The sequence below is a fragment of the Trinickia sp. HAY1-2D genome, assembly GCF_056754935.1.
The window spans coordinates 1-23,814 of sequence record NZ_JBPGWX010000001.1; the positions used below are offsets into that span (position 1 = coordinate 1).

At 58.9% G+C, this 23,814-nt stretch carries 24 protein-coding genes; 11 read left to right on the plus strand and 13 right to left on the minus strand.

The window, feature by feature from the left end; translation table 11 throughout:
• The 3 genes from ACR9ZC_RS00005 to ACR9ZC_RS00015 form a co-directional block, all read right to left on the minus strand.
• On the minus strand, positions 1-1,232 hold a 1,232-nt coding region (locus ACR9ZC_RS00005; protein ID WP_481578602.1), incomplete at its 3' end, for an IS256 family transposase.
• A gap of 39 nt (positions 1,233-1,271) precedes the next feature.
• A complete protein-coding gene (locus ACR9ZC_RS00010) occupies positions 1,272-1,529 on the minus strand; it encodes a HigA family addiction module antitoxin (protein WP_481578603.1) in 258 nt (85 codons plus the stop codon).
• A gap of 81 nt (positions 1,530-1,610) precedes the next feature.
• Positions 1,611-2,144: a hypothetical protein gene (locus tag ACR9ZC_RS00015; RefSeq protein WP_481578604.1), complete on the minus strand. Its 534-nt coding sequence runs from the start codon at positions 2,142-2,144 to the stop codon at positions 1,611-1,613.
• 413 nt (positions 2,145-2,557) lie between these two features.
• Here ACR9ZC_RS00015 and ACR9ZC_RS00020 point away from each other — a divergent pair, with 413 nt between their 5' ends.
• The 4 genes from ACR9ZC_RS00020 (at position 2,558) to ACR9ZC_RS00035 (ending at position 6,176) form a co-directional block, all read left to right on the plus strand.
• Positions 2,558-2,812: an HNH endonuclease gene (locus tag ACR9ZC_RS00020; RefSeq protein ID WP_481578605.1), complete on the plus strand. Its 255-nt coding sequence runs from the start codon at positions 2,558-2,560 to the stop codon at positions 2,810-2,812.
• 411 nt (positions 2,813-3,223) lie between these two features.
• Positions 3,224-4,117: an MBL fold metallo-hydrolase gene (locus ACR9ZC_RS00025; protein ID WP_481578606.1), complete on the plus strand. Its 894-nt coding sequence runs from the start codon at positions 3,224-3,226 to the stop codon at positions 4,115-4,117.
• Positions 4,118-4,141: 24 nt separating this feature from the next.
• Entirely contained in the window at positions 4,142-5,110 is a 969-nt protein-coding gene (locus tag ACR9ZC_RS00030) for an alpha/beta hydrolase (RefSeq protein ID WP_481578607.1), read from the plus strand.
• A gap of 175 nt (positions 5,111-5,285) precedes the next feature.
• Positions 5,286-6,176 carry a LysR family transcriptional regulator gene (locus tag ACR9ZC_RS00035; protein ID WP_481578608.1) on the plus strand — a complete coding sequence of 297 codons (891 nt, stop codon included), beginning with the start codon at positions 5,286-5,288 and terminating at the stop codon, positions 6,174-6,176.
• Positions 6,177-6,182: 6 nt separating this feature from the next.
• On the opposite strand, the gene ACR9ZC_RS00040 is transcribed toward ACR9ZC_RS00035, so the two are convergent.
• Positions 6,183-7,142, minus strand: a complete 960-nt coding sequence (locus ACR9ZC_RS00040) for a LysR family transcriptional regulator (RefSeq protein WP_481578609.1) — start codon at positions 7,140-7,142, stop codon at positions 6,183-6,185.
• A 130-nt stretch (positions 7,143-7,272) separates the two neighbouring features.
• Between ACR9ZC_RS00040 and ACR9ZC_RS00045 the strand changes: the two genes are divergently transcribed.
• Together ACR9ZC_RS00045 and ACR9ZC_RS00050 are read left to right on the plus strand one after the other, a co-directional pair.
• The gene (locus ACR9ZC_RS00045; protein ID WP_481578610.1) at positions 7,273-8,241 is read left to right on the plus strand and encodes an SMP-30/gluconolactonase/LRE family protein; all 969 of its coding nucleotides are present in this window, start codon (positions 7,273-7,275) and stop codon (positions 8,239-8,241) included.
• A 114-nt stretch (positions 8,242-8,355) separates the two neighbouring features.
• A complete protein-coding gene (locus tag ACR9ZC_RS00050) occupies positions 8,356-8,580 on the plus strand; it encodes a hypothetical protein (RefSeq protein ID WP_481578611.1) in 225 nt (74 codons plus the stop codon).
• Between the two features lie 7 nt (positions 8,581-8,587).
• Here ACR9ZC_RS00050 and ACR9ZC_RS00055 read toward each other — a convergent pair whose 3' ends face one another.
• A complete protein-coding gene (locus tag ACR9ZC_RS00055) occupies positions 8,588-10,213 on the minus strand; it encodes an L-lactate permease (RefSeq protein WP_481578612.1) in 1,626 nt (541 codons plus the stop codon).
• A 1,191-nt stretch (positions 10,214-11,404) separates the two neighbouring features.
• On the opposite strand from ACR9ZC_RS00055, the gene ACR9ZC_RS00060 reads away from it, so the two are divergent.
• Together ACR9ZC_RS00060 and ACR9ZC_RS00065 are read left to right on the plus strand one after the other, a co-directional pair.
• Positions 11,405-11,839 (plus strand): hypothetical protein, encoded by a 435-nt coding sequence (locus tag ACR9ZC_RS00060; RefSeq protein WP_481578613.1) that lies wholly within the window; start codon positions 11,405-11,407, stop codon positions 11,837-11,839.
• A gap of 492 nt (positions 11,840-12,331) precedes the next feature.
• Positions 12,332-13,081, plus strand: coding sequence for a hypothetical protein (locus ACR9ZC_RS00065; RefSeq protein ID WP_481578614.1), 750 nt, complete (start codon positions 12,332-12,334; stop codon positions 13,079-13,081).
• Positions 13,082-13,587: 506 nt separating this feature from the next.
• Here the strand turns inward: ACR9ZC_RS00065 and ACR9ZC_RS00070 are convergent.
• From ACR9ZC_RS00070 to ACR9ZC_RS00085, 4 genes are all read right to left on the minus strand, one after another.
• Positions 13,588-15,897: an ATP-binding protein gene (locus ACR9ZC_RS00070; RefSeq protein WP_481578615.1), complete on the minus strand. Its 2,310-nt coding sequence runs from the start codon at positions 15,895-15,897 to the stop codon at positions 13,588-13,590.
• A gap of 2 nt (positions 15,898-15,899) precedes the next feature.
• Positions 15,900-17,423 (minus strand): metallophosphoesterase family protein, encoded by a 1,524-nt coding sequence (locus ACR9ZC_RS00075; RefSeq protein ID WP_481578616.1) that lies wholly within the window; start codon positions 17,421-17,423, stop codon positions 15,900-15,902.
• Entirely contained in the window at positions 17,332-17,640 is a 309-nt protein-coding gene (locus ACR9ZC_RS00080; RefSeq protein ID WP_481579744.1) for a hypothetical protein, read from the minus strand. The genes ACR9ZC_RS00075 and ACR9ZC_RS00080 overlap by 92 nt, the downstream gene beginning before the upstream one ends.
• A 151-nt stretch (positions 17,641-17,791) precedes the next feature.
• Entirely contained in the window at positions 17,792-18,088 is a 297-nt protein-coding gene (locus ACR9ZC_RS00085; RefSeq protein WP_481578617.1) for a hypothetical protein, read from the minus strand.
• A 255-nt stretch (positions 18,089-18,343) separates the two neighbouring features.
• On the opposite strand from ACR9ZC_RS00085, the gene ACR9ZC_RS00090 reads away from it, so the two are divergent.
• From ACR9ZC_RS00090 to ACR9ZC_RS00100, 3 genes are all read left to right on the plus strand, one after another.
• A complete protein-coding gene (locus ACR9ZC_RS00090) occupies positions 18,344-18,739 on the plus strand; it encodes a hypothetical protein (RefSeq protein WP_481578618.1) in 396 nt (131 codons plus the stop codon).
• Between the two features lie 147 nt (positions 18,740-18,886).
• On the plus strand, positions 18,887-19,564 hold the full coding sequence (locus ACR9ZC_RS00095) for a hypothetical protein (RefSeq protein WP_481578619.1): 678 nt from the start codon (positions 18,887-18,889) through the stop codon (positions 19,562-19,564).
• Positions 19,565-19,811: 247 nt separating this feature from the next.
• A complete protein-coding gene (locus ACR9ZC_RS00100) occupies positions 19,812-20,684 on the plus strand; it encodes a hypothetical protein (RefSeq protein ID WP_481578620.1) in 873 nt (290 codons plus the stop codon).
• A gap of 155 nt (positions 20,685-20,839) precedes the next feature.
• Here the strand turns inward: ACR9ZC_RS00100 and aroQ are convergent, their stop codons facing one another.
• From aroQ to ACR9ZC_RS00120, 4 genes are read right to left on the minus strand one after another with little or no spacing between them, the layout of a single operon-like run.
• Entirely contained in the window at positions 20,840-21,283 is a 444-nt protein-coding gene (aroQ, locus tag ACR9ZC_RS00105) for a type II 3-dehydroquinate dehydratase (RefSeq protein ID WP_481578621.1), read from the minus strand.
• A 19-nt stretch (positions 21,284-21,302) separates the two neighbouring features.
• Positions 21,303-22,136, minus strand: a complete 834-nt coding sequence (gene aroE, locus ACR9ZC_RS00110; RefSeq protein ID WP_481579666.1) for a shikimate dehydrogenase — start codon at positions 22,134-22,136, stop codon at positions 21,303-21,305.
• On the minus strand, positions 22,136-23,356 hold the full coding sequence (locus tag ACR9ZC_RS00115) for a CaiB/BaiF CoA transferase family protein (protein WP_481578622.1): 1,221 nt from the start codon (positions 23,354-23,356) through the stop codon (positions 22,136-22,138). Before ACR9ZC_RS00115 ends, aroE begins: the two co-directional genes overlap by 1 nt.
• Positions 23,356-23,814, minus strand: coding sequence for a MaoC family dehydratase (locus ACR9ZC_RS00120; RefSeq protein WP_481578623.1), 459 nt, complete (start codon positions 23,812-23,814; stop codon positions 23,356-23,358). Before ACR9ZC_RS00120 ends, ACR9ZC_RS00115 begins: the two co-directional genes overlap by 1 nt.

Below are 23,814 nucleotides of genomic sequence, written 5' to 3' on the forward strand. Positions count from 1 at the left end.
ATGGCGAACTGATTGACCGCCTGCCGCCAGGTGATAGGCGGCATCTTCCAGTCCTTTTCGATGTTGCGCAAGGCCAGATACAGCAGTTTGCTGGCCGCTTCGTCGCTCGGGAAGTGACCTCGGTTCTTGACGATCTTGCGAAGCTGCATGTGCATGCTCTCGATCGCGTTTGTCGTATATATGATTTTGCGTACTTCCGGCGGATAGGCGAAGAATGGGATGACTTGCTCCCATTGGCGCTGCCACGTCGCGGCCACTGTCGGGAATTTCTTGCCCCATTCGCTTTGAGAGAAGGCTTGCAGCGCCGCCTCGGCGGCTTCGGCGGTAGCGGCCTGATAGATCGGCTTGAGCGCCGCAGCCAACGGCTTACGGTCCTTCCAACTCGCCAGATTTAGCGAATTGCGGATCAGGTGCACGATGCATGTCTGGATCTGGGCGGCCGGATACACCGCTTCGATCGCCTCGGGGAAACCGCGCAAGCCATCGACGACGGCGATCAGGATGTCGTGCAAGCCGCGGTTCTTCAGTTCGTTGAAGACCTTCAGCCAGAACTTGGCGCCTTCGGTTTGCTCGATCCACAAACCCAGCACTTCCTTACGGCCGTCGGCCCGAATGCCCAGCGCGAGGTACACCGCCTTGTTCTTGACCGTGCCTTCGTCGCGAATCTTCAGCCGAAGTGCGTCGAAATACACGATCGGATACATCGCTTCGAGGGGGCGTTGCTGCCACTGCTCGACTTCGGCCAGCACCTCATCGGTGACGGTCGAAATCAGGTCGGGCGACACCTGTAGGCCATATAGCTCCAGCAAATGGCCTTGGATCTCGCGCACGCTCATGCCGCGCGCGTACATGCTGATGACGTGGTCATCAAAGCCTGGCAGCCGGCGTTGATATTTGCCCACTAGCTGCGGCTCGAACGTCGCCTGCCGATCGCGCGGAATGTCCAGATTCAGTTCGCCGTTGGGCGTGAGGACCGTCTTGGGGCTCGTACCGTTGCGGTGGTTGCCGGCCTTGCCTTGCTCAGCCTCGTTCTCCAGGTGATGCGTGAGCTCCGCTGCCAGCATGCGCTCAGCCAGTCGCTTCTTCAGTTGCCCGGCCAGGCCCGATTCGCCGAGAACCGACTCGGCATCCTTGTTCTGAATCTGCGCCAGCAGCTGATCGATCAGTTCATCGGGGAACAGCTTCGGCGCCTTCGTGTTCTTGCTCTTCTTAGTCACAGTTGCTTCGGTCATAGGACGTAATTTCCGTTATCGTCTCATGACCTCGGCACACTAAAATTCTGACAGGCTCTGCGCCTGCCACAAATCCCATTGCGCTTGCATGCCGACCCACATCTCGGGCGACGTGCCTAGCCATGCAGCAAGCCTAAGCGCAAAACTGCCCGTCACGCCAGCCTTACCGTTCAGCACGTTGGACAGCGTGACGCGGTTGATCTGCAGCGCCTGAGCCGCCTGGCCCACAGTCATGTCTTCGGGGATCCATTCCCGCAGCACCTCGCCTGGGTGCGCTGGGTAGTGCATCATCGTCATAGCAATCACCTTAATGATAGTCCTGGTGTTGGGCCGCAGTCGGCCAGAAGCGGTCAGTCACGACATTCACGGAAACAAGCACTATTCTTCAAGCAGATGCAAGATCCTGTTGAGCACATGGAGCTGCTGCTTGTACAAGACTGAAGCTGTCCCGCCGGGGGTATGGTCGGATGACTTCAACTCGACTCGTCGTATCGACTCCGCTGTCAGGCTGCGTATCGCATCGATACGTTTGTAGGCTTTCGCGAGCCTACGATCGGCATCGAGATACCATTCGTAGACCAGATCGACTTCCTTACGCAACTCATTCAGGTTCAATCTGTCGTAGCTCAGCGTGAGAGCAGTCGCGTTCATCGAAAGCGAAGTGCCCGCGCCAGCCGTAGCGGTAAGTGTGTTTTCGTCCCGCTCAAGATAAATCGGCTTTGTGTACAGGAGATCGCGAAAAAACTCCACGTAGGTCGAGACGTTCCCTAACCCTTCCAGGGAAATCTGTAGTACTTGCTCGTCGCGCGGAGACGCGGGATGAAAGTCATATACAAAACGAAGCTGCAACGCCGAGCCGACCTGCTCGCATTCAGTGACGTACATGTCTTCAGCTGGTATAGCAATATCCATGACTTCCCTCGCAGGCGCAATTTACGAGCGAATGGTATCAACTGCGCCACGATGGCACGGTCAACAACCGCTTTCAAGAGGCCCGGGCGGCCGTTGTGGGTCGAACTGAGCCAGACGCGTTGGACCGGGTTCGGCCACAACCTGACGTTCAGCTAGCGGACGAACCTGCCGTTGGTACGACGGCATTACTCCGTTAACGGCCATTGCTCGCGTGCGGCAACGAATCGCTGCTATGCGTCGACTACCGCCGACCGCATCGGGCGACAGTCGGCCAAGTGCAGTCGTCCGTCCGACATTTCATTCATTTGTGTTGTAAGCAGGCAGGACCGTGTTGCGAAAGCGACCTCTACGCGCCCGATCCTTCGGGTTATGGAAGTGACGGGGCAAGTGAGCGGACCGTGACGCGATCCGAAGTGAAGCGCGATCCTCGTGTCCGGGCTGACGTCGTCAAGCGCGCAGATGGCAAGTGTGAACGCTTGACGTGCGGAGCGATCGCGCGATACAAGGGCTTTCTCGACGTTCATCACATCCTTGGCGTCAGGAATAGCGATCGCGTCTGGAATTGCGTCGCACTCTGCCCAAGCTGTCATCGTGACGCGCATTTCGCACCCGAACGCGACGTGATTAATGACACGCTTCTGGACTTCGCTTCCCGTTTCCGGAAATGACCGTCCGGCATAGCCCGCGCCACTCCCGTACGTTCTTCTCGCCGATGCCTTTCTCCCTGCCGGCTGTCCGGTTGCAGGTCTCGGGCTCGAGCAGATAGTGGCGCACTTCAGCCATGTGCAGCCATCCAATACACCGAATTCAATGTCCGATTTAGGGTGAATAGCCGCCGTCCTTCGCACGGCGAGGGTGGAGTTTCTGAATGTCGCGCATAAGACGCGATGGTCGAGACACCGGCCGATAGCGCGTGGCTCACCAGGAGGGTTCCTGGGCGCAGGCAGTCGCGTCAACGTTCGCTTTATCGCAACGATGCTTTCGCCTCGGTCCCCTTCTTCGTGGCAGGTGAACGTACGACTATACGTCCACGCCTTGACACAACGTTGAGGCCTCTTCCAACAGGATGAGCAATCAAAGTGGACATTAATCAACGTTATCGAGTCGGAAGTGCGACGGTGACGCGCGTCGCCGAGCTCGAGCTCCCGGAAATTCCTTCGGCCTATCTTTTCCCCGACCGTGATCGCACAATTCTCGTGAACGACCCGCCTCTATGGATTGGGCGCGAAAGCGTTTCGCAAGGCGGTGAGGCGCTCGCGCTAAGCGTGCACAGCTGGCTTGTGCAGACAGACACCCACACGATCCTGATAGACACGGGCGCTGGCAACGGAAAGAGCCGGCCGCTCAATCCCGTCTTCGACCAGCTCAACACGCCGTTTCTCGAGCGCCTCGCAGCTGCCGGAGTGCGTCCCGAGGATGTCGACTTCGTCCTGATCACGCACCTGCACGTCGATCACGTGGGATGGAACACGGTACGTCGCGGCGACGCTTGGATTCCTACATTCCCGAATGCGATCTACGTTTTCTCCGACGCCGAATACCGCTTCTATGCCGATGAGGCAAACGTACAAACTCCGAGCGCCGGCGTGTTCGAAGACAGCGTTCAGCCGATTATCGATGCGGGTCAAGCGATGTTGATCGATGCTCGAGCCAATGCGACGGTCGACGGGCTCGACGGCTTCACGTTTCACCCGACCAAGGGACACAGCTTCGACCATCTATCGATTGGCTTTACGTCGAACGGCGAACACGCGCTGTTTTCGGGCGATGTCATGCATCACCCGATTCAAGTCGCGAAGCCGGAATGGAACTCCACGTTCTGCGAGTTTCCGGAAGACGCGCAGCGCTCGCGGCGTTGGGCGTTGACTCACGCCGCTGATCGGAAGGCACTCTTGTTCAGCAGTCATTTCCCAGGAACATCCGTCGGCCTCGTCGAGCAGCACGCCGGTAACTTCGTCTGGATCCCACGCTAACCCTTCACATTTAGCGAAGACATCATGACAACCCAAACGACGATCGAAGCCCGTGATTTCATGGTACCGAGCGACACGCCCGAAATTGACCTGCATATTCGCAACAAGCGCCTCGCTGGCCAGACCGAATTCGGCGAAGCGCGCACCGTGATGCTCATGCACGGGGCGACGTACGGATCGGGCAGTCTTTACGATACGCCGATCGGCGGCTATTCGTTCATGGACTATCTCGCAGGCGCCGGCTTTGATGTGTATGCGGTCGACGTGCGCGGGTACGGAGAATCGACGCGCCCGCAACAGATGAGTGTGTCCGCGTCACAAAGCGAGCCATTGGGGCGCACCGAGTCCGGCGTGCGCGATTTCACGAGCGCCGTGAATTTCGTGCTTCGCACCTCGAGAATCGCACGCCTGAACGTGATCGGCATGTCGTGGGGCGGCAGCGTGACGGGCACCTTCACGGCCCGCAATGGACACAAAGTCCGCAGGCTCGGGCTGGTCGCGCCGCAGTGGGTTAGCGACAAGCCGATTCCGCTTGACACAGGCGGGCCGCTCGGTGGGTACCGCGTCGTGCGCGCCGCCGATGCACGCGACCGCTGGGTCAACGCCGCCCCTCAGCGCAAGCGCGACACCTTGATTCCGGACGGTGGGTTCGAAGCGTGGCTCGAGAACACCGTTCGCTCGGAGCCAGACGAAGCGTTGCGCGAAAGCCAGTCGATTCGTGTCGCAAATGGTCCGATCCAGGACATCCGTGAATACTGGGCCGCAGGCAGGCCGTTCTATGACCCCGCCCAGATCGAGGTCCCTGTACTGCTGATTCATGGCGAATGGGACATCGACGTACCGCTCCCGCTTGCACAGGACTATTTCGCGCATCTGAGCGGATCGCCCGATAAGCGTTGGCTCGAACTCGGCGAAGCAACGCATATGCTGATGCTCGAAAAGAACCGGGTACAGGCGTACCAGGCTTTGGCGAGCTTTCTGAGCGAAGTCTGAGCGCAAGGCGAAGCGTGTTGCAACTGTCGTCGTCTGTGACACGCTTCGCCTGATTTTCGCGTGGGAGAATGTCGAAGCGATGACTTTCGTCCCCTCGATCGGGGCTCACGCATGTTGTGACGCTCGACCGCACGACTCCGACTTCACTTATTGACGCATGGATAAACTCGCCGCGATGCAAACCTTCGTCCGTGTCGTCGACTCGGGCACATTTACACGGGCCGCGGATCTTATGAATGTGCCTAAATCCACGGTGACGCGGCTCGTGCAGGAACTCGAGAAGGAACTCGGCGTGCGGCTCTTGCATCGGACGAGCCGGCAACTCACGTTGACCCAGGAAGGGCAGATCTACTACGAAGGCTCGATTCGCGTACTCGACGAAATCGGCTCGCTCGACGGCAGCGTACTGAGCGCGACGCGTTCGCCGAAGGGAAAAATCAAGGTTGAGTTGCCGGGCTCACTGGCCTATCAGTTGGTCATCCCGGCCATGCCGGACTTCTTTGCTCGCTATCCCGATGTTCAGGTGGAAATGAGCGTCGGCAATCGATCGGCCGATCTCATAGCAGAAAACCTCGACTGCGTGCTGCGTCTCGGACCGTTGCTCAACGATTCGCTGATCGCTCGCCCTGCGGGCACGCTGGCGCTCATGACGTGTGCTTCGCCAGCCTATCTCGAGCGGCATGGCCTGCCGCGCGATCCCGCCGATCTGGCACAGGGTCACACGATCGTGCGCATGATGTCGCCGCGCTCGGGCCGCGACTTTACGTTCCAGTTGCGTCGAGCTGAACAAATGTTCGAGATCCACGGTAGTCATCAGCTCAGCGTCAATGACTCGGGGGCGGCGCTTATCGCCGGATTGGCGGGCCTCGGCATACTCACGACGTATGCGTTCCTCGTGGCCCCGCATATCCGCTCGGGTGCGCTCGTGCGAGTGTTTCCCGACTGGCATGGCGACGACATCCCCGTTCACGTCGCTTACCCGGTCAATCGACATCTCGCGTCCAAGGTCCGCGTGTTCGTCGAATGGGCAATCGAACTCATCAAGGCGGCCGCGCAAGGCGAGTGACTCACGTCAGCCGCGTTTCGTCCGGCGTGCGCCGGACGACGGCGCAGTCGAATCGACACAGTCCCAGTACGGCGGATCGCCGATGTGCTCGCGCATGTGATCAAGGAAGAGCCGGCCTCGGGCGATGTTCGAACGCCCGGGGAGGCGTACTGCATAGATAGCGGATGCGCCTTTCGCCGTGCTGCCGTCGTCCTCTGGAAAGAGTGAAACGAGCGAGCCATCCCGCACACAGTCTCCTACAAGCCAGCTTGCCAGATGCACGATCCCGAGCCCAGCCGTTGCTGCATTCAGAAGCGCTTCGGTGTCGTCACACTGAAACCGGCCATTCACTGGCAGCGCTCCTCCCCGATTAATGCCCGGAAAAGTCCACCAGCCGGGCGGCGTCGGCTTGGACGAAACGGTCAGGCACTCGTGCTCGACGAGTTCTTTCGGCGATTCGGGACGGCCCGCGCGCTTCAAATAGGACGGTGCTGCGCACACGAGACGACGTAGCGGTGCAAGCCGTGTCGCAATCAGCTCCCCATTGAGGTTGCTACCGATGCGAATCGCGACATCGACGGGTTCGCTGGCGAGGTCCACGACGCGGTCGCTGAGCTGGAGATCGACCTGGATTTGCGGGAATTTCGCAAGGAAGGTCTGTACAGCCCGTGCAACGTGGCGCCTGCCGAACGATGCGGGTGCCGAAATGGTCAGCAGGCCACGCGGCTCCGTATCTTGATTCGAGAGTTGCTCGCGCGCTTGGGTTAGCTCGGCGAGCACGTTGCGCGCAGTCCCGACAAACTGTTGCCCCGCGTCGGTCAGCGTGAGCTTGCGATTGCTACGCCGAAAAAGCGCCGTTCCGAGTTCATCTTCCAATCCGTCGATTCGTCGCGTTATCGACGACACGGCGACATCGAGCTCGCGTGCGGCGACGGAGAAGTTTCCCGCGTCGACAACCGCGATGAATACCTCGAGATCCTTCAGCAATGGCGCCTCCTTCTCATTGCGTTTATTGCAAAATGAGTTTGCATTGTAGCTGGTTGTTTAGCGTTATTCGCAAAAGCACAATCACTCCCATGACATCAACGGCAACGAGCCAAAACCAAGGAGAGTGACCATGAATACGTTGAACCTTCGGAAGAACGCGGGAAAATTCATTGCGGGTGTCGCATTCGCGACAACGCTGCTGGGGTCAAACATCGCAAGCGCCGGCGACATCACGTTCACGGCTGCGCAGACCTACCCCGAGAGCATCACGTGGTCGCAGCGGCAACATGTCTTCATGGTCGGATCGGTACGCCATGGCACCGCCGGGAAGATTACTCCCGACGGGCAGTACTCGGTGTTCATCCATGATGATCGCCTCGTTTCGACGCTCGGGTTGTTCGTCGACGATCGACACAACACGCTTTGGGTCACGAACTCCGATCCGGGCGCGGGCGAGCGTACGAGCGACGCGACGCGAGGCAAACTCGCCGCGATCGCGACATATGACGCGACGACCGGGAAGCCGCGTGCCTACTACGACCTCTCGGCGATCGATCCGGGTGCGCACCTGGCCAACGACCTTGTTCTCGATGCGCAGGGCAATGCATACGTGACCGACAGCTTTGCGCCGATCGTCTATCGGATCGACACGCACGGGCATGTGACGGTTTTTGCGCAAGACGCGCGCTTCAAGACGGGCGACGGCTTCAACTTGAACGGCATCGCCGTGCATCCGGGCGGCTACCTGATCGTGGGCAACTACAACTCGGGTGAACTCTTCAAGATCGATATTCACGACCCGTCGAAAATCGAGCAAATCGCGTTGCCAGAGGCGCTCAAGGGCGCGGACGGATTCAACCTGGTCGACGCACGACATCTCGTCGTTGTGCAAAACGCAGGCATCGATCGCACGGTCGAGCTCGCGACGACCGATGGTTGGAAGACCGCGACGATCGTACGGACCCTCAAGAGCGTAGCGTCGATGCCGACTGCGGCGGTGAAGGAGAACGGCGACGTGTACGTCTTGAACTCACGGATCGATACGCTGTTCAAGCAGGGCGCGCCCAAGATCGACGAGTATGTGCTGCAGCAATTCTAAGTCGCGATTTACCGGAGCATTGACAGCGCATCTCAATGCTCCGCCGCAAATCGCGTTTGATATTCGCTCGACGAGAGACCGCGCTTGCAATGGGAGCAGCAAAAGGGAGAACGCGTGAATTGGACGTTGGGCAACGACGTTGGGTTGCTGTTGCGCCCAATCCGCAAAGACTACCCACAGCAGCAAAGCCCCGACGACGGCGACAACGGGTCCAGTTACGTGCCCCGGGATCTGTCGAACAAGGTGAGGTTCAATGCGCGAGCGGACGGGCGTACCGTCCCGTCCGCAATTGAATTCGTGTTCAGCCGAGCGGCGGTGAAACGTCTCGCGAGCACCTGAATCCGCGCTAACCACCGCCTGCCAGCGTCATCAAGCCCGGGGCGAACACGTAGAAACCCACCCCGATGATGATGAGGTAGAGAAGCATGATGAATGTCCATCCCATGTTGTGCCGGATTACTTCCCCTTCGTTACGCACGAAACGGCTGGTCGACACGCCCACGCTCGCGGTCTGCGGCGCAACCGGCTTTCCAACCTCGGCGCCCACCGAGTTGAGCGACGGCAGGAGCAGCGTGGGGAAGCCGAGCAAGCGCCCGACCGTTACCTGAAAGAAGCCGAACATTGCGTTGGTGGACGTATTGCTGCCAGACAGCGCCACGCCGATCCAGCCGAGAATGGGCGCAACGACGATGAAGGCGACACCGATTTTTGAGAATCCCTCGGCAAGGGAGGCCGCCATGCCCGAGAAATTGAAGATGTACGCGAGGCCGAAGATGAAGACGCCTACCAACAAGGCGCCCCACATCTGATGCCAGGTGCGGCGGAAGGCTTCCGCATATTGCGCGGGCTTCATGCCGATCAGCAGGGTGGTGATGAGCCATGCGGCGAAGATCGCCGTGCCCCCGATGAAAGGCGCGAAAGCGAAGACGGCGCTCACTTGAGTGCCCGGGCGAATCGAGGAGCCTGCCGTGACCGCGAGCTTGAGCCAGACTATCTTGGGCAGCGGCGACCATGGGCCGGTCCACAGGACCACCACCACGATCAGCACAATAAAGGGCAGCCAGGCGCGGAACACCTGCGCCCTCGAAAGTCCGTGCGGCGCGTTGCCAAGTGCCGCCGCCGCCGCATCGACCGGCTTGCCGCCATAGCCGAGCACGGTTTTCGGGCGCCAGAATTTGAGCAGCACGAGCAGGGCGGCAAAGCAAACGATCGAACCGGTCACATCCGGCAGATAGGGTCCCAGATAAACCGCGACCGGATATTGTCCGGCGATGTAGCCGAGCGAGCCAACCACCGCGAGCGGCCAGCCGTCACGCAAGCCGGTTCGTCCGGAGACCAGATAGATCAATACCCAGGGCGGCAGCAACGCGAGCACCACCACGATATGCGCGACCGAGGCGGAAAGCGCGAGTATTGGCAGGCCGGTCACGGCTGCCAGGGCAATGATCGGCACACCGAGCGCGCCGTAGGAGACCGGGGCATTATTGGCGATCGCGGCAACGCGGATCGCGTCGAGATCGGGAATGCCAAGCGCGATCAGAATCGGCGCCACGAACGCCCAAGGGTAGCCGAACCCGACAAGCCCCTCGAGCAAGGCGCCGAAAGCCCAGGCAAACAGCATGGTCTGTGCCCTGACGTCCGCCGTGCCCTGGGCGGTGAGCCAGCGCCGGAAATCGTCGAACACACCGGTGAGCGTCAGCGAATTGAAAAGCATGACACCCCAGAACGTAATCCAGTCGACCGCCCAGATGCCCGTCAGCGAGCCATAGATATAGGCCCGGATCCCCGTGCTCAGCGGCATCCCCCATACCGCGACGGCGAGGATAAAGGTGACAATCGCGCCGAGCAGCACGGAAAGCCAGGCAGAAATCTTGAAGACCGCGAGTAGTACCAGCAGAATGATCACCGGTACCAGCGCCAGCAGCCACGACGCGAACAAGCTGCCGGTCGGATTGAGAATTTGCTGGAACATAGATGAGACTCCGGTTTGTTTTTAAATATCGCCGGGAGACGCGTGACCGCGGTGCGGTACCTTTCGCAGTGTAGGTAAGATATTCGATATCGCAATAAGCGCTTCTGTGGATGCGTGTGTCGTTGTCACGGACCGAAGGTGCTCGGGTAATTCCGTACTCGTTAGCACTAGAGGGCGTTCAGATCGAAGTCCTCCTGTTGCGATCAGGCGCCACGTTGCAGAGCTTTCGCCTGGCTGACGAGAGGATCCTGTTCGGGCTGGGGCAAGCGGCCAACTCCAGATTGACATGCCGAAGTCGAAGCCAGGTGTGTCCCGTGCCGTCGGCACGGGCGCCCGTACGTGATAAGCGTTTCGCGGCGGGTAGCCTTTCTCGGCAGCGGAGCGGAATCAACGCCGCATTAGGGGAATTAGTGGGACAACCCAAACGGGTTAGCCCTCCGAATCCATAAAGACACGAAGGTATTCGATCGCTGACCAAGCTCACCGTAGGTCGGCTGTACTTCCATAACTGCCGTTCGGTTTCAGGATCCTCTATGACCGAATCGGGTCGGCATCTGTCGTCCGCCTCGCGTTTGCCAGCGGTGCGGTGCACGCCTCGTCGTCGCCCGGATTCGGCCAAGAGCGGTCAGTCGACTGGGAGACGGAGATCGTCGACAATACAGATGTTCTTGGATCGGTAGGTAGTGGAAATATGCGCGTTGTCGTTGCACTGCTCGCTTTCATGGCCAGCAGCCTTGCTTACGCGGGCTACGACGTTCATGTCACCCGGAAATCTTTCTGGGCGGAAGCATCGGGGCCAAGGATCACACTCGAACAATGGAAGGCATACGTTCAGTCCGACCGGCAAGTGGTGAACGATCCTGCAAACGGACCAACGGACTTCCTCGTAACGGTCAGAGGGGCAGCCTTTCCGCTTTGGTACAACGCCGAGCTGGGTGAGCTCTATACAAACGACCCAACGGACGAAGCAGTTCACAAGCTCGAGGATATCGCTAGGGCGATGCGAGCGAGAGTTCAGGGCGATGACGGCGAGTCGTACCCTGCTCAGCCGTGACCTCTGGTACATGTAAGCTAGGAGTCGGCCAGCCGCAGATAGTTGACACGGCTACAGGATCGGGACAACTTTCGCGGGGGCCGCGCGCCTCGGGCTCGTGGTAAACACACAAACTCGACAACGAAAGAGCCGCTCGAATGTATAAACCGTGGAGGCCCCTCGGGGAAATTGTAAAAGGCGACCGGCCGGGCTTCGAGCTGACGATCAGGGGGCGCAGCCTAACTGTGGACCGCCATGTGTGGCGGGAGCGAATCTGCATTTCGGGAATGTGCCTGAATTTCCAGCACAGCGTAGCGGGTTTCTATCTTATCGACGAAAGCGTTGAAGTTACGTCGAACTACTCGCCTCTTCCGCAAGAATTCGACCATTCGGATGCGGCATGGCGTGGATGCGAAATGTGGGTCGAGGAGAACAGCGCGCGGATTGACCTATACGGGGAGCTTGGAAAAGCAAATTATGAGAAGTTACACAGCTACTACATGGTCGGGCAAGATGTTGTCCTCGTGATCGACGCAGAAAGGGAGCCGACCGTTGTCGAGTTGCCGGCATCTTCGCTGCCAGTGTGGGAATGAATGTTTTCGTAAATTGCGACAGTCGCCTTCGGGTCGACCCCGGGAAGTTCGGGCCAACTCGGCGACGCGCGATGGTCCGCGGGCTCGGCATTCCCGGAATCGGCCAGTTCCAGTCATTCTTAGCGTACGAAGACGTAGCGTTCATGCGGCAGTTCCGCTGCTTACAGCGGACGACTCAGGGCACCGTTTAACAAACGTTGCCTGTGTGTAAGCGAGGCTACACCCGGCCCGCTCCGTATTGCGGGCGCTAGCGCTCTGAGGCCGAGCTGTGATGCTCGCGTGGTGCACCCGGCCTGCTGGGCCGCAGCCAATCTTGAGCGGATCAGTGCGAGTTGAATGCCACGACCGCGATGCGGCAGGTGCGTGCTGGCAATATAGAGTAGAGATGTGCGATCTTCACGAACGAATGTCGTTCGCTCAAGTTTCCCGCAAACGATCCGATATAGCGCGTATCGCGGAATAGTCGATAACGCCAATTAAACGGGACCACCGATGCGCTCAACCTTCAACTTCTTTAACCTGGCCGCGATCTCCGCGCTCACGGTTCTTCTCGTGGGCTGCGCGTCGGCCCCGCGCGCCGAGGTCGATGCGGCGAAGATTCGTAGCGTTCACACCGTTACGGTCGTCTATCCCGGCAAGGCCGTGTACTCCGCCGGGCGGCCGCAGTTCGGGTTCCAGTCTGTAGGCGGCGGCGCGATCGTTGCGATAGCCATGGGCACCGCGGCCGCCGTCGCGAATGCTCACAACGCCAAACAGAACCCGCTCGCGTTTGACGATGTCGTCACGAAGAAGCTAGGCGACACGCAATTGAATCGCAAATTTACGGACGGTATCGAAGCGGCGCTACGTTCGCACGGCTACGTCGTGCGAGAAGTCGATGCGTCAGATCCGGCGCTCCCTACGTTCGCGCGTGACGACCATAACCTCTGGCATGCCGGGGGCCCCGTCTATCGCGACAGCGACGCGGTGCTGATCATTCGTGTGTCGCCAACCTATGGCCCGGCTGGACCGATGAGCTACCTTTCGCGCTTCATCATCGGTGAGATCGTGATGTTCGCGCGCGATACCCACGAAGCCGTCCTTCGACAACGCATTTATTCGGTGAAGCTCTACGACCCGTACAGCTATTACTCGACCGATTTGATCAAAGCCGATCTCGCCCACGCGATCAGCGGCCTCGATGAGAGCATGATGGCGCAAGTCGGCGTCTTTGATAGGTCGCTCGACGGCATAGCGCATTGAAGCGGTCGATCGATACGACGTCTATTGGCGGACGAAGAAGCTCCGGGCAGTGCAGTTGCTACTCGGAGATACGAAGCTGGAGAGCACGGTTTGCTATCTCGGCATTGAGGTTGACGATGCCTGCAACATGACGGCGCGCAACCTGTAAGGCCGAGATCGGCCACAAGCCGTCGCTCGCGCGCGCTGTCGTACAGTCATTCGAGCGACCGCTCCGTATCAGTCATCGGCCGTCAAGGAAGCTTAGCGATATGTCGTCGCGCGATAAACAGAGCTAGCCTCATTGTCAGTCAGCCTTGAAGCGCGTCAAAAAGCCCGCTGCGACCAGAGTAGGAATCATATAAACCAAGAAGGACGGATGATGAAGGAGGGGCCGAGTGGTCGCCAGCGGTTGAGCTGGAACTCCGGCGTCTGCAGTTGATAGTTGCACCGCGAGGGGAGACGTGGGCGAGGGCGGGATCTCGCCCCCAGCCCGCACAGCCTTGGGTCGGGTCAAACTTTTCCACCCGCTACTTATGACCCAGCATATCGAAGCGTACGTAAAATTCGACCGGATCGTCGGACACCTTGAAACAATCCATAAGCGCGGACGGAACAGGCACAAAGATCTTGTTCTTCGTCACGATCGTTGTGGTGATCAATGGACATCCCCCTGCTGCACCTGCGTTCCTGGCGCCGCGAAGTTCGATATCGTAGTAAAGGTTCTGCGGCGAGTTGGCTAACCCGAACAGAAATACGATCCGCCGCCCGGCCCATGCAACTTGTGTCGAATGGGGGAACGCAAAGAAATCCCGTTCGAGCTGGAACAGTCGGTCAGAGAGTGCCAGGAACATACGGTGATTATTGAGTTGAGCGACTTCCCTGTCCGTAGTCAACAGTCTCTCCCTCAGCTCTGTGTCGAGTCGAAGAATTGGAGATCCCGCCATTGGAGCCGAGATGGCCTGGACAGGCTCCGGACTTACCGCTGCATTGACCACGTCGTTCAGGACATTTTCGACGTTGCCGACGGCATCGCTACTGACTCGCTGTGTTTGAGCGGAGCTCACCTGTGCGGCGGCGGTCAAAACCTGGCCCAGTTCCACTTTTCCCGCGAGATATTCCGCGAGCAAAGGCTCGAGTTCGCCCCGGTCGTCCATCTCCAGGCGGTATAGTTCACGTCGTCTCGCGAGCGTTTTTTGAAGAGCGTCGAGTCCCGCCCGTTGCGACGAAGGGACAAACGCCTTGATCTTGTCATAGACGTGGACGCGTACAAAATCCTTGGTCATGCCATCGCCGACATCTGGCGTTGCTTCTATGACGCGGAGCAACGCCTGCACTGCACCCCATGACCTCGACAGCCTGATGATCAGGCGCTCTCCGGCCATCTCGGTCAACATCGGCACGTTGTAACCGATTTTCACCCATTCGACCGCGACTTCGTCGATGAGATAGTCCGCTCTCAGCACGCGCGCTATCGAGAAAGTAAGCGATACCTCTTCCCATGTGAGCTCGCTCGGTGCGTAAGTAGCGAGCACTGTGGCAGTCTGGGGAATCTCTTTCAATTGAACGATTTCGTTGAGATATCGATTTTGTAGTTCGCGTCTCGGACTTTGCTGACTCACTCGGACCAGTGGATTATCTTCGCTGGAAAAGGTGTTTATCGTGTCCGGGTCCTGGCCCGCGTACCAGTGCAGATCGACGTTCGGGAAGGTTTCCCGCAGTTTGCCAAGTTCGACGCGGTTGTCCCCCGGGCTCATTTGTATGCTCACCCGGTTTGCCCACTGAATCCGGTTCAGGATAAGCAGATGCTGTTGGAACAGCGGCAGACTGTCGGCAAGGTCTGTGTCCTTGATTGCCTCGCTCAGAGCCTCCTCGAGAGGCGGGACAAGCTGCGACGATGTCTGGATTGACTCCCTCGTCAAGGCTTCGCGGCCGGCTGTCGGGGTAAGGAAAGGCAAATCAATATAGCCGCCAAGCTGGTAGTACGTGGGCAGGGGTGCCGGGGCCAGGCCGAATCTGGATCGAAGTCCCATGATTTGTCCTGCGCCCTGTCGAAGCCACATCCCGCCGGCCGACGACCTTCCGTCAATGGCGAAGTTCTCGGCAACAACAGCTATCTGTCTTCCGTCACTGAGCAGGTTTGCGTCGAAGGCTATGCCGCCAACGCAGATGTTTTCCTTGCGCGCCAACGACCGCCAGCCCGCTCCGATTCCCGCAGCTTCGCGGGGATCCTGCTGGCTAAGTAGCTCGCCATTGAAAACAACGGGAATCGTGAGGAACTGGACAAAGGGTCTCAGGTAATTTCGCAATGCGTCGACGTTGAGGGGCGCTGACGTGCTGATATCTGCCGTCAACGTGGTTCCAACAGGGAGTGGCGAATCGATCGGCTCCATCGAGATGCAGTCCGACCCGATCGTCAGTTCGCTCTTGACCGCGACAGTGCGAATCCCGGTTTCAGAACCGGATTCCCGCGTGTCTACCTGGAGCCGTTCACAAACACCAAAGTTCGCCATCGCACCGATGCCGAATGTGCCGATGACGCCCGCAGCCCGAGCCTCGTCATTGTTTTTGCCCGATGAGCCGGCACGCCAGAAGTTTTCCCGAAGCACCTGCTCTGACATGCCGATACCTTCGTCGCAGATCTCAATGCGCTGGGGCGAGGCCGTGATCTTCACCGAAAATTCGGACGGGCTACGGCCTTCCTTGCTAGCACGTATGAGTACCGCGTCATAGCCGTTCTGCACGTTTTCACGGGCCATAGCATACGGCGAATCGTAGATTTGCTTGGACAGAATCTCGAGAACTCGCGTCGTCTCGACTTGAAATGGAATTTTTGACATTATCAATTCACCCCGACACGCGCTTTAGCTGTTTCAACACTTATCCGTACTGCGGCATCTTGATTGTTTGCAACGGCTTCCTGAGCAATGAATTCTCGCAACGCCGGCTTTTCGCCCAACAGGTACAGCGCTTCACACAAGGCGATGATTTCCGGGTTGGATTGCGGCACGGCGCAGAACTCGCGGATGCCCTCCCAGTCACCGATGGATGTCAGCGCTTCAAGTGCGACTCGCCGCGCATACGGCTCGTCAGGATATTTTCCCGCGAGCTTGGCCGCCCCCTGGGCGTCACCCGCCCTGAGAAGTTCCGCCGCCTCTCCCGCTGCCTGAATCGGAGAGACGGGCCGCACAGCCATCGTCATCTCAAACGTCATGCTCGAACCTTCGAATTCGGGTACATAGGCCGCACCCCAGACGGGCAGACTGAACGAGTTATTTGTCATTTCGCGAACGTGCAATGCTCCAGAGCTTTTTTCACGGTCGATGGTAACGACATTGTAAGATCGCCGTCTCCCGGTAGGGAGGCTTTGCGGACCGCCACATAGCGTACCCGCACTGAGAACCGTGAGCGTTCGCTTCTTGTCCGCAGTGAACCGGTGCTCAAGGTATTGAGGGCGATGCTGATGGCCGTGCAGGCCAATTGAAAAATGGCCGTCCATTAACGTCTGCAGGAACTCCGCATCGAGATAGTCGGAGTCTTTCGGGCCGCCTGCCAGGTTGTGATGCCAGACGGCAATCGGCAGACGCCCCTTTTTCACGTAGGCCGCGACCTCACGGGTAACGCGGGCAACGTTGTCGGGATGGATTCGCGCCGAGCGGTTAAAGAGATCGTTGTCGGCGCAACTCGACAGCCCGGCAACCACTACGCCCAGCTCAGGAAAGTCGTGCAGGGAAAATTGGGCAGCCGGATCAACGGAGAACTCGCGTCCGCCTTCATAGAACGTCTTAAAGAACAACGCGAAGGGTTCCATCCGGCGGTTGTATTCCTCGGGACTCACAATTCGCCGAAGCGCGAACTCAGCCCACACCCAACGCCAGGCACTGGTCTCGGAAGCGAGTTCGCGAGCAAGCATCTTGCGCTTTTCAGATTCGGTCGGCAGGTCTGCCATTTCCGTTGCGCGCATCACATGTGGATGACTCACGTCGTGATTTCCCGGCACCAGAACCACCCGCTCGCGGTCGCCCGAGAAGAATGTGTCTGCCAGGCGGGCGAGGAAGTCATGGGCCTCATCATATTGCCGCTTTAGCGCCGCGTCGCTATCCGCGTCGCTGGTATTGACACCGTAAACAATATCGCCGCTGACGATTGCAAGATCAGGCGTCGGGAGGCCTTCATGGACATAGCGTTCCCTGTCAAGGCGCAATGACTCCAACAATGATTCCGTTGTTATCCTACTTCCCGAGTCCCGGTGCAGATCAGAAATATGCAGGAGGCTAATCATATTCGATCGAAGGCTTGTTGTTAGAGTCTTGGCGTGTGAGGGCAAAATTATCGCACACGTGAAGAAAAAATCGCATGCCTGCATTGAGATGAACTCGTGTTACTCCAAAGAGGGCCTTTGTAAGCTCATCGTTATCCCCGTCCAGAGCAAATCTTTGAATGTTGAGCCTAGTGACTGCCGCCTTCCGCTTAGCCCGCATGTCGGGGGCTCGGTCCAGGTTGGAAATTGTTTTGCGCGGGGCAATTTTGACCAGTTCCGCTGCTGTCAACTTGGCCATCCCTGCGGCAATGTCGGCGGCCAATCTCTCTCCCCGTGTTTTTTTCACTCATGTCACTTTCTCATGAAACATGATCGTGAGCAAACTATCGCCTCAACCGGAAAACGTGTCGAGTCGGCAGAAAATTATGTAAAGTCCCGGCCCATGCCACTGCCGGCGGCGACGTCTAAGGAGGTCAATCCCTTTCGGTCCTGCCGCGCGAGGAAGGGAGTTTTTCGCGGCTGTGCTGCATCCGACGCTGTGTGCGCGAATGACCGTTGGACTTTTGAGAACGGCCGCTGACGTCGCTGCGACCTGAATAACAGAAACGGGTCGAGATCTGCCGCCCGGACGCCACTGGCTCGCCCGCGCGGCACGACGGCGTCGGGTGGCGCAGTGCTGCCATCTCCAGCCGTTCGCCGTCGCTCTCGGGCGGACATTCGACCGGCAGTTTCACAGCAGTTAACGGACCTTCCGCCGGGATCATGTTCATCGTGTCCTTGAGCCACCATAAATAGTCCGTTGCAGTGTGAAAGACGGCTGGTACGAGCCCAACTTTCGCCTTATGCATATGCAGGTACCGCGCCCGCGGCGATCGCCGCGCTCGATCGTTGTGCGCTAGCCGGCCATAACCGGTCGTTCCGGAATCCCTCTCATTGAGCCCCGCGACTGAACATCCGCTAGACTGAGCTACCTCCAAACCACTCCGCTCTCATCAATCATGCAATGCACCGCCAGAAGGCTGGCTATGATCGGCATGCTCCTGTTATCAGACGCTGCTTTGGCTCATCAGCCGTCGCAGGCAGACGAGCCCCGCGAGTCAGTGCATCGGGCGGGGCCGAAAGGTCTTGAAGGTTGGACGGTGATCTATCCTTCTCCGGACGGTCACGGCTACCCCACCACCTTGGTTATCGCCCAGTGGGGGCACGTTGTCCGTCGAATCCAAGGAAATCCATTGGTGTGGAAATGGATGTTTTGGGAAAACGGAAACCAGGTCGCCTATCAGACTGGATCCTTGCACTTCAACATGGGGTGCGTGCTAGTCGATATCGCAAGTGGCCGACAACTGGCGAAACTCGATTGCTATCGCGAAGTTGCCGAGGATGCCCCTGCATGGGAGAAAGCGTTGCGGGACGCACAGTAAATTGGCGCGAACCCGGCCATGATCATCGTGACAGCACCGTGGTGGACGCTCAATAAATTGGAGCCGGTACCGAGAGACAACGAATGGTGACGAATGACACTGTCGCACTCATCGAAACCTCCATGAAGGACGCGAGGCCATCATCTAATGACAAGCGAGAACGATCTTAACGAACGAGCTGTCCACGGTCCCGCGATTTGTGTGGTCGAAGTTTACGACCAAGAGACGGAAAGCATCGTCCAGACGCACAGCTTTAACGTGCCGGACATTTCCGATCTTTGCAGAATCTTGAGGATCGATTCCTTCGACTCTTGGGCATGCTATGAGTTGGACGAGCGAGATATCGAGTCGCTGAGTGAGGTCTACGAGCTTCGCATTGATCGTGACAGATTGGCGCACCTAAGACTGAGGCGAGGCTACGACGAACATCCGTACTTGCTTCATACCAACCGCGAATTGTTGCTGATGCTAGTGGGACGCAAGCCGTTCAGCGCTTTCGAAGACGAGGACGGATTGTCCGGCAAACCTTCAAGGTTCTTTCCCGAAGCAAAGTTCGACGCCTTCGTGGCGGCGGGCCGTTTTGTGAAGCACGAATATCTCGAACCGTTCGAGGTCGATGCGACGCATCGGATCAGAAGGGTGTTCTATGCGCTACCCGGAGAAGCATGGAGAATTCCCGCCTACATGCTGTTGATGGAAACGTGGAAGTGCGCTGGATGGAACGAGGGCTTCGAAAGAATGCAAGGCTCTCTGCTGGGCTACTCCAAGGAAGAAAACGATATGCATATCGCACTTCAACAGAAGCATGTTATGAGTCGCGGGTAGCTGCGAGGGCCTTTGCCTTCGGGGGCGCTTCGACACCGCTACAGAGAGGCCACGAAGCCCGCTATTCGAAAAATTGCGCGTCGGGTTTGGGCCGACTCCGGTCCCTCGTCATGGACCGCGTGCGGCCAGCTACGGACGTTCGATACCTTGGCACAGATTATCGACAATCGAATGCAACTTCTATCGCGAGCGGATGTTACGCTGCGCACTCCATGTATCGCTGTCGACACTGTGACAGACCAAGACGATGCGAAAAAAACGTGACCTCCTCGCAGTTGACGATCTTGAGACACTCGAGGTTCTGAAGATTATCGAACGCGCTCAAGATATGGCCAAACTCTGGAAAGAGCGGCGCATGCCTCAGAGTCTTACCCATAAGCGCATCGGCCTTGTCGTCAATGACACCGGATGGAGAAATACGACCGCCTTTGATCTTGGCATTCAGGCGATGGGCGGCATATGTGTTCACCCACCCCTGCGCTGGGATACGCGCGAAGCACTCAATGACCTCGCGACCTATCTCGACAACTGGTTCGATGGAATCGTTACCCGTACGCCAGATCTGTCCATTCTGCGTACGCTGGCGGATTTATCACACGGACCAGTTATTAACGCCCGCACACGACACAACCACCCGTGCGAGACGATCGGCGATCTGGCCTTTTACTTTCATCGACACGGCAAGATTGACGGGATCAAGGTGGGCGTTGTTTCTCCTGAGTCGAACATTCTCCGGTCATGGATCGAGGCAACGGCAGCTTTACCTATAACGGTTGTCCAGGTCTACCCGGAAAAATGGCACGTCAAGACCGCTACGATGGCTTATCGCCGGTTCTCCACGAGCACCGACATGGGCGAACTGGCCGACACCGATATTCTTGTGACGGACTGCTGGCCCGACGACGCAACGCCGGCCGAACTAGAAGGCTATCAGATTACGGCTGCGGTGCTGGACCGCCGGCGATCAGACTCCGACTTCATTCCTTGCCCACCGGTATCAAGGGGCGAGGAGGTGTCAGCGGATGCCATGTTGCATCCAACCTGCCGCGTTGTCGAAGCGAAGGCTTTTTTGCTTCATGCCCAGAATGCAGCTCTCGAATGGACGTTCGAAGTGATTTGAAACCGGGCGTTGAGCGATCACCGCATCGCGTTGAACACCTCAGACCCGTCGATCGTTAACGTCAGCAACGTCCGTTGGCTCCATAGCGACAGTAACGCTGCGTTCCGGCTGTCATCTACTGCCTTCCGGTGTAAGAACGTGAACGCCTCGACCACTTACTTTCTATCGATCTCTGCGATGGCCGCGCGCAAAGCGATGAGATAGCTCTGCATTCCGAATCCACAAATCTGTCCCGTCACGATCTCCGCGAAAACCGAGTGATGCCTGAACGGCTCGCGCGCATGGATGTTGGACATATGCAGTTCGACGACTGGGCAAGCGAGGATGGCGAGTGCATCCCGGATTCCGTAGCTATAGTGCGTCCAGGCGCCTGCGTTGATCAGGACGGCATCCTGCTTCTCTTCGAAAGCACGATGGATGCGTTCGCACATCTTCGCTTCGCTGTTCGTTTGGAAGGACTCCACCTGCGCGCCCAGCTCAAGCCCCAAGGCCTGCAGCTTGGCGTCGATCTCGGCCAGCGTGATGGTTCCGTATTGGACCGGATCGCGCTTACCGAACATATTGTGATTGATGCCGTGCAGCATCAAGACCTTCTTCATTCGGATCTCCGTCACGTGTTCAATCGAAGGGAACGGTAAGCTGGTCGATGACGGACCGCGTCTCGGGCCGAATGCCACGCCACCATGCGAATGCTTCTGCCGCCTGTTCCACCAGCATGCCGACACCGTCCGCGATGCCCAGCACGCCCGCATTGCGCGCGAGGCGCAGGAAGGGAGTCAGTCCCTTGCCGTAGGCCAGTTCGTAGGCTGCTCCCTTCGGATCGAATACATTCGGGGGAACCGGTGGTAAGTCACCAGTGAGGCTGGCCGACGTGGCGTTCACCACCAGGTCGAAGCGGCTCATTGCTGCAAGGTCTCCGTAGCCGCAGGCGAGAAGTGAGGCGCGCGCTCCGACTTGCGCCACGAGCGCCTCGGCTTTGGTTACGTTGCGGTTCGCAATAACCAGTTCAACGGGCCGCGCCGCGAGGAAGGGAAGCAACGCGCCGCGCATCGCACCACCCGCGCCAAGGACCAGCACGCGCTTGCCGGCCATCGGCAGGTCCAGATTGACTTCGATATCGCGCACCAGTCCCACGCCGTCGAAGTTTTCCGCCACGATCCGGCCGTCTTCAAACCTTAGCGCGTTAGCCGCTCCGGCCAGTTGCGCTCGCTCGCTGCGGTCATCGGCCATCGCGAACGCCTTCAGCTTGAAGGGCGCCGTGACGTTCATCCCTTTGCCACCCGCGGCCCTAAAAGCGTTCACGGTCTCTTCAAACGCTCCTTGTGGGCTGAGTGGACCTTCGATGGCCGTATAGGACATGTCCTGTTGCGTCTCTTGCGCGAAGAGACCGTGAATCAATGGGGATTTCGTGTGGCCGATCGGGTTGCCGATCACCGCGTACTGGTCAGTCATCATGGCCTCGCGTTTGAATACAGCACGCCGTCGGTCTGCATGGCGTCGATTTCGGCAGCGCCGAAGCCCAGTGACCGCGCCACTTCCGCGTTGTGCTGGCCCAGGTCGGGCGCGACCTCGCGGATCGTCGTATCGCAGTCGGAGAAGCGAAACGGCAGGTTCGGTAGACGCAGCGTGCCGTAGCGCGGATGTTGTTGCTCGACCACCATGCCCCGCGCGACGATCTGCGGATCGGCGAGCACTTCGTCGATGCGCTGTACCTTCGCGCAAGGCACGTCGATGCCATCGAGCAGTTCCAGCACCTGTGCCACCGGCCGGCTGGCAACCCAGGGCTGGACCACGGACAGAATGTCCAACCGGTTGGCATTGCGTCCCGCGCCGTCATGGAAACGCGTGTCGGCTCCGAAGCCGGACGGTCCGCCATAGGCCTCGACGAGGCCGGCGAAGCGTTTCCACGCGTCGTCCACCTGCGCCGCGATCACGAGGTCGCCATCGGCGGCACGGAACACCCCATAGAGCGTCGAAGTGGGCATGTCGTGACCAGTCTGTTCCGGAACGACGCCTTTCAGCGTGTAGCACTGCACCGCGTATTCGTGCATCGACATCAGCGTGTCGTAGAGTGCCATGTCGATGTGCTGCCCCCGGCCGCTCTTCACGCGACCGAGCAGCGCGGCGTTGATGGCCGCCACGGCGTGGATGCCCGTGTACATGTCGCCGAGCGAGATGCGCATCAGCGGCGGCGCCTCGCCGGGAGTGCCGATCATCTGCATGATGCCGCTCTTCGCTTCGGCAATCAGGCCGAATCCGGCGCGATGCGCATCCGGTCCCGTATGGCCATAGGCCGAGATCGAGCAGTACACCAGTTTCGGATTTCGCGAGGACAGCTCCGTGTAGCCCAGCCCGAGCTTGTCCAGAGCGCCCGGCCGGTAGTTCTCGACGAATACGTCCGCCGAGTCGCACAGGCGCTGCATGAAGTCCTTGCCGCGCGGATCCTTCATGTTGACGCTGACGCCACGCTTGCCCATGTTGAGCTGCAGGAAGTAGCCGCTTTGTTCGTCATCGAGCACGGTGGCGTGCTGGCGTCCCGGGTCGCCGGTGCCGGGGCGCTCCACTTTGATGACTTCGGCGCCGAGCGCTGCGAGACATCGCCCCACGTACGGGCCTGCCAGGAAGTGGCTGTAGTCGACGACGCGAATACCTTCGAGAGGACGGGCTTGCATCAGAATGCTCCCGGTCGGCGCGGCACCATCAGGCGATGCTCACCATGCTGGACGACCTGGCCGTGCTGATTGATCAACTCGGATGGCAACACAACGATGCCCCAGCCGCGCCGACTCTTGCTCGCCCGCATCATACCCACGCGGAATTTGACGTGCAGCACCTCGTTGACCTTGATGGGCAGATTGAAGTCCCAGGTCCAGCCGAGCGACATTCCCGGAAGGAAACGGTAGTCACTTTGCGTCTTGAGCCCATCGGCGATAGACAGTCCAAACAGGCCGTGTGCCACGATCGAGCCGAAGTGGCTCCTGTTCGCGTATTCCTCGTCCACATGCACCGGCGTGTGATCGCCAGTGAGTTCGGCATAGGCCAGAATGCGCTCTTTGGTCACCGTGTAGGTCGGGCTTACGCACTCGTCGCCCTCGCTGGCGTCGTCCCAGTATCTATCCACGATCGTCAT

Coding starts and splice junctions, on each gene's coding strand:
- ACR9ZC_RS00010 (WP_481578603.1), bottom strand. CDS start 1,529: ATGACGATGATGCACTACCCAGCGCACCCAGGCGAGGTGCTGCGGGAA.
- ACR9ZC_RS00015 (WP_481578604.1), bottom strand. CDS start 2,144: ATGGATATTGCTATACCAGCTGAAGACATGTACGTCACTGAATGCGAG.
- ACR9ZC_RS00030 (WP_481578607.1), top strand. CDS start 4,142: ATGACAACCCAAACGACGATCGAAGCCCGTGATTTCATGGTACCGAGC.
- ACR9ZC_RS00035 (WP_481578608.1), top strand. CDS start 5,286: ATGCAAACCTTCGTCCGTGTCGTCGACTCGGGCACATTTACACGGGCC.
- ACR9ZC_RS00045 (WP_481578610.1), top strand. CDS start 7,273: ATGAATACGTTGAACCTTCGGAAGAACGCGGGAAAATTCATTGCGGGT.
- ACR9ZC_RS00055 (WP_481578612.1), bottom strand. CDS start 10,213: ATGTTCCAGCAAATTCTCAATCCGACCGGCAGCTTGTTCGCGTCGTGG.
- ACR9ZC_RS00060 (WP_481578613.1), top strand. CDS start 11,405: ATGTATAAACCGTGGAGGCCCCTCGGGGAAATTGTAAAAGGCGACCGG.
- ACR9ZC_RS00065 (WP_481578614.1), top strand. CDS start 12,332: ATGCGCTCAACCTTCAACTTCTTTAACCTGGCCGCGATCTCCGCGCTC.
- ACR9ZC_RS00070 (WP_481578615.1), bottom strand. CDS start 15,897: ATGTCAAAAATTCCATTTCAAGTCGAGACGACGCGAGTTCTCGAGATT.
- ACR9ZC_RS00075 (WP_481578616.1), bottom strand. CDS start 17,423: ATGCAGGCATGCGATTTTTTCTTCACGTGTGCGATAATTTTGCCCTCA.
- ACR9ZC_RS00085 (WP_481578617.1), bottom strand. CDS start 18,088: ATGAACATGATCCCGGCGGAAGGTCCGTTAACTGCTGTGAAACTGCCG.
- ACR9ZC_RS00090 (WP_481578618.1), top strand. CDS start 18,344: ATGATCGGCATGCTCCTGTTATCAGACGCTGCTTTGGCTCATCAGCCG.
- ACR9ZC_RS00095 (WP_481578619.1), top strand. CDS start 18,887: ATGACAAGCGAGAACGATCTTAACGAACGAGCTGTCCACGGTCCCGCG.
- ACR9ZC_RS00100 (WP_481578620.1), top strand. CDS start 19,812: ATGCGAAAAAAACGTGACCTCCTCGCAGTTGACGATCTTGAGACACTC.
- aroQ (WP_481578621.1), bottom strand. CDS start 21,283: ATGAAGAAGGTCTTGATGCTGCACGGCATCAATCACAATATGTTCGGT.
- aroE (WP_481579666.1), bottom strand. CDS start 22,136: ATGACTGACCAGTACGCGGTGATCGGCAACCCGATCGGCCACACGAAA.
- ACR9ZC_RS00115 (WP_481578622.1), bottom strand. CDS start 23,356: ATGCAAGCCCGTCCTCTCGAAGGTATTCGCGTCGTCGACTACAGCCAC.
- ACR9ZC_RS00120 (WP_481578623.1), bottom strand. CDS start 23,814: ATGACGATCGTGGATAGATACTGGGACGACGCCAGCGAGGGCGACGAG.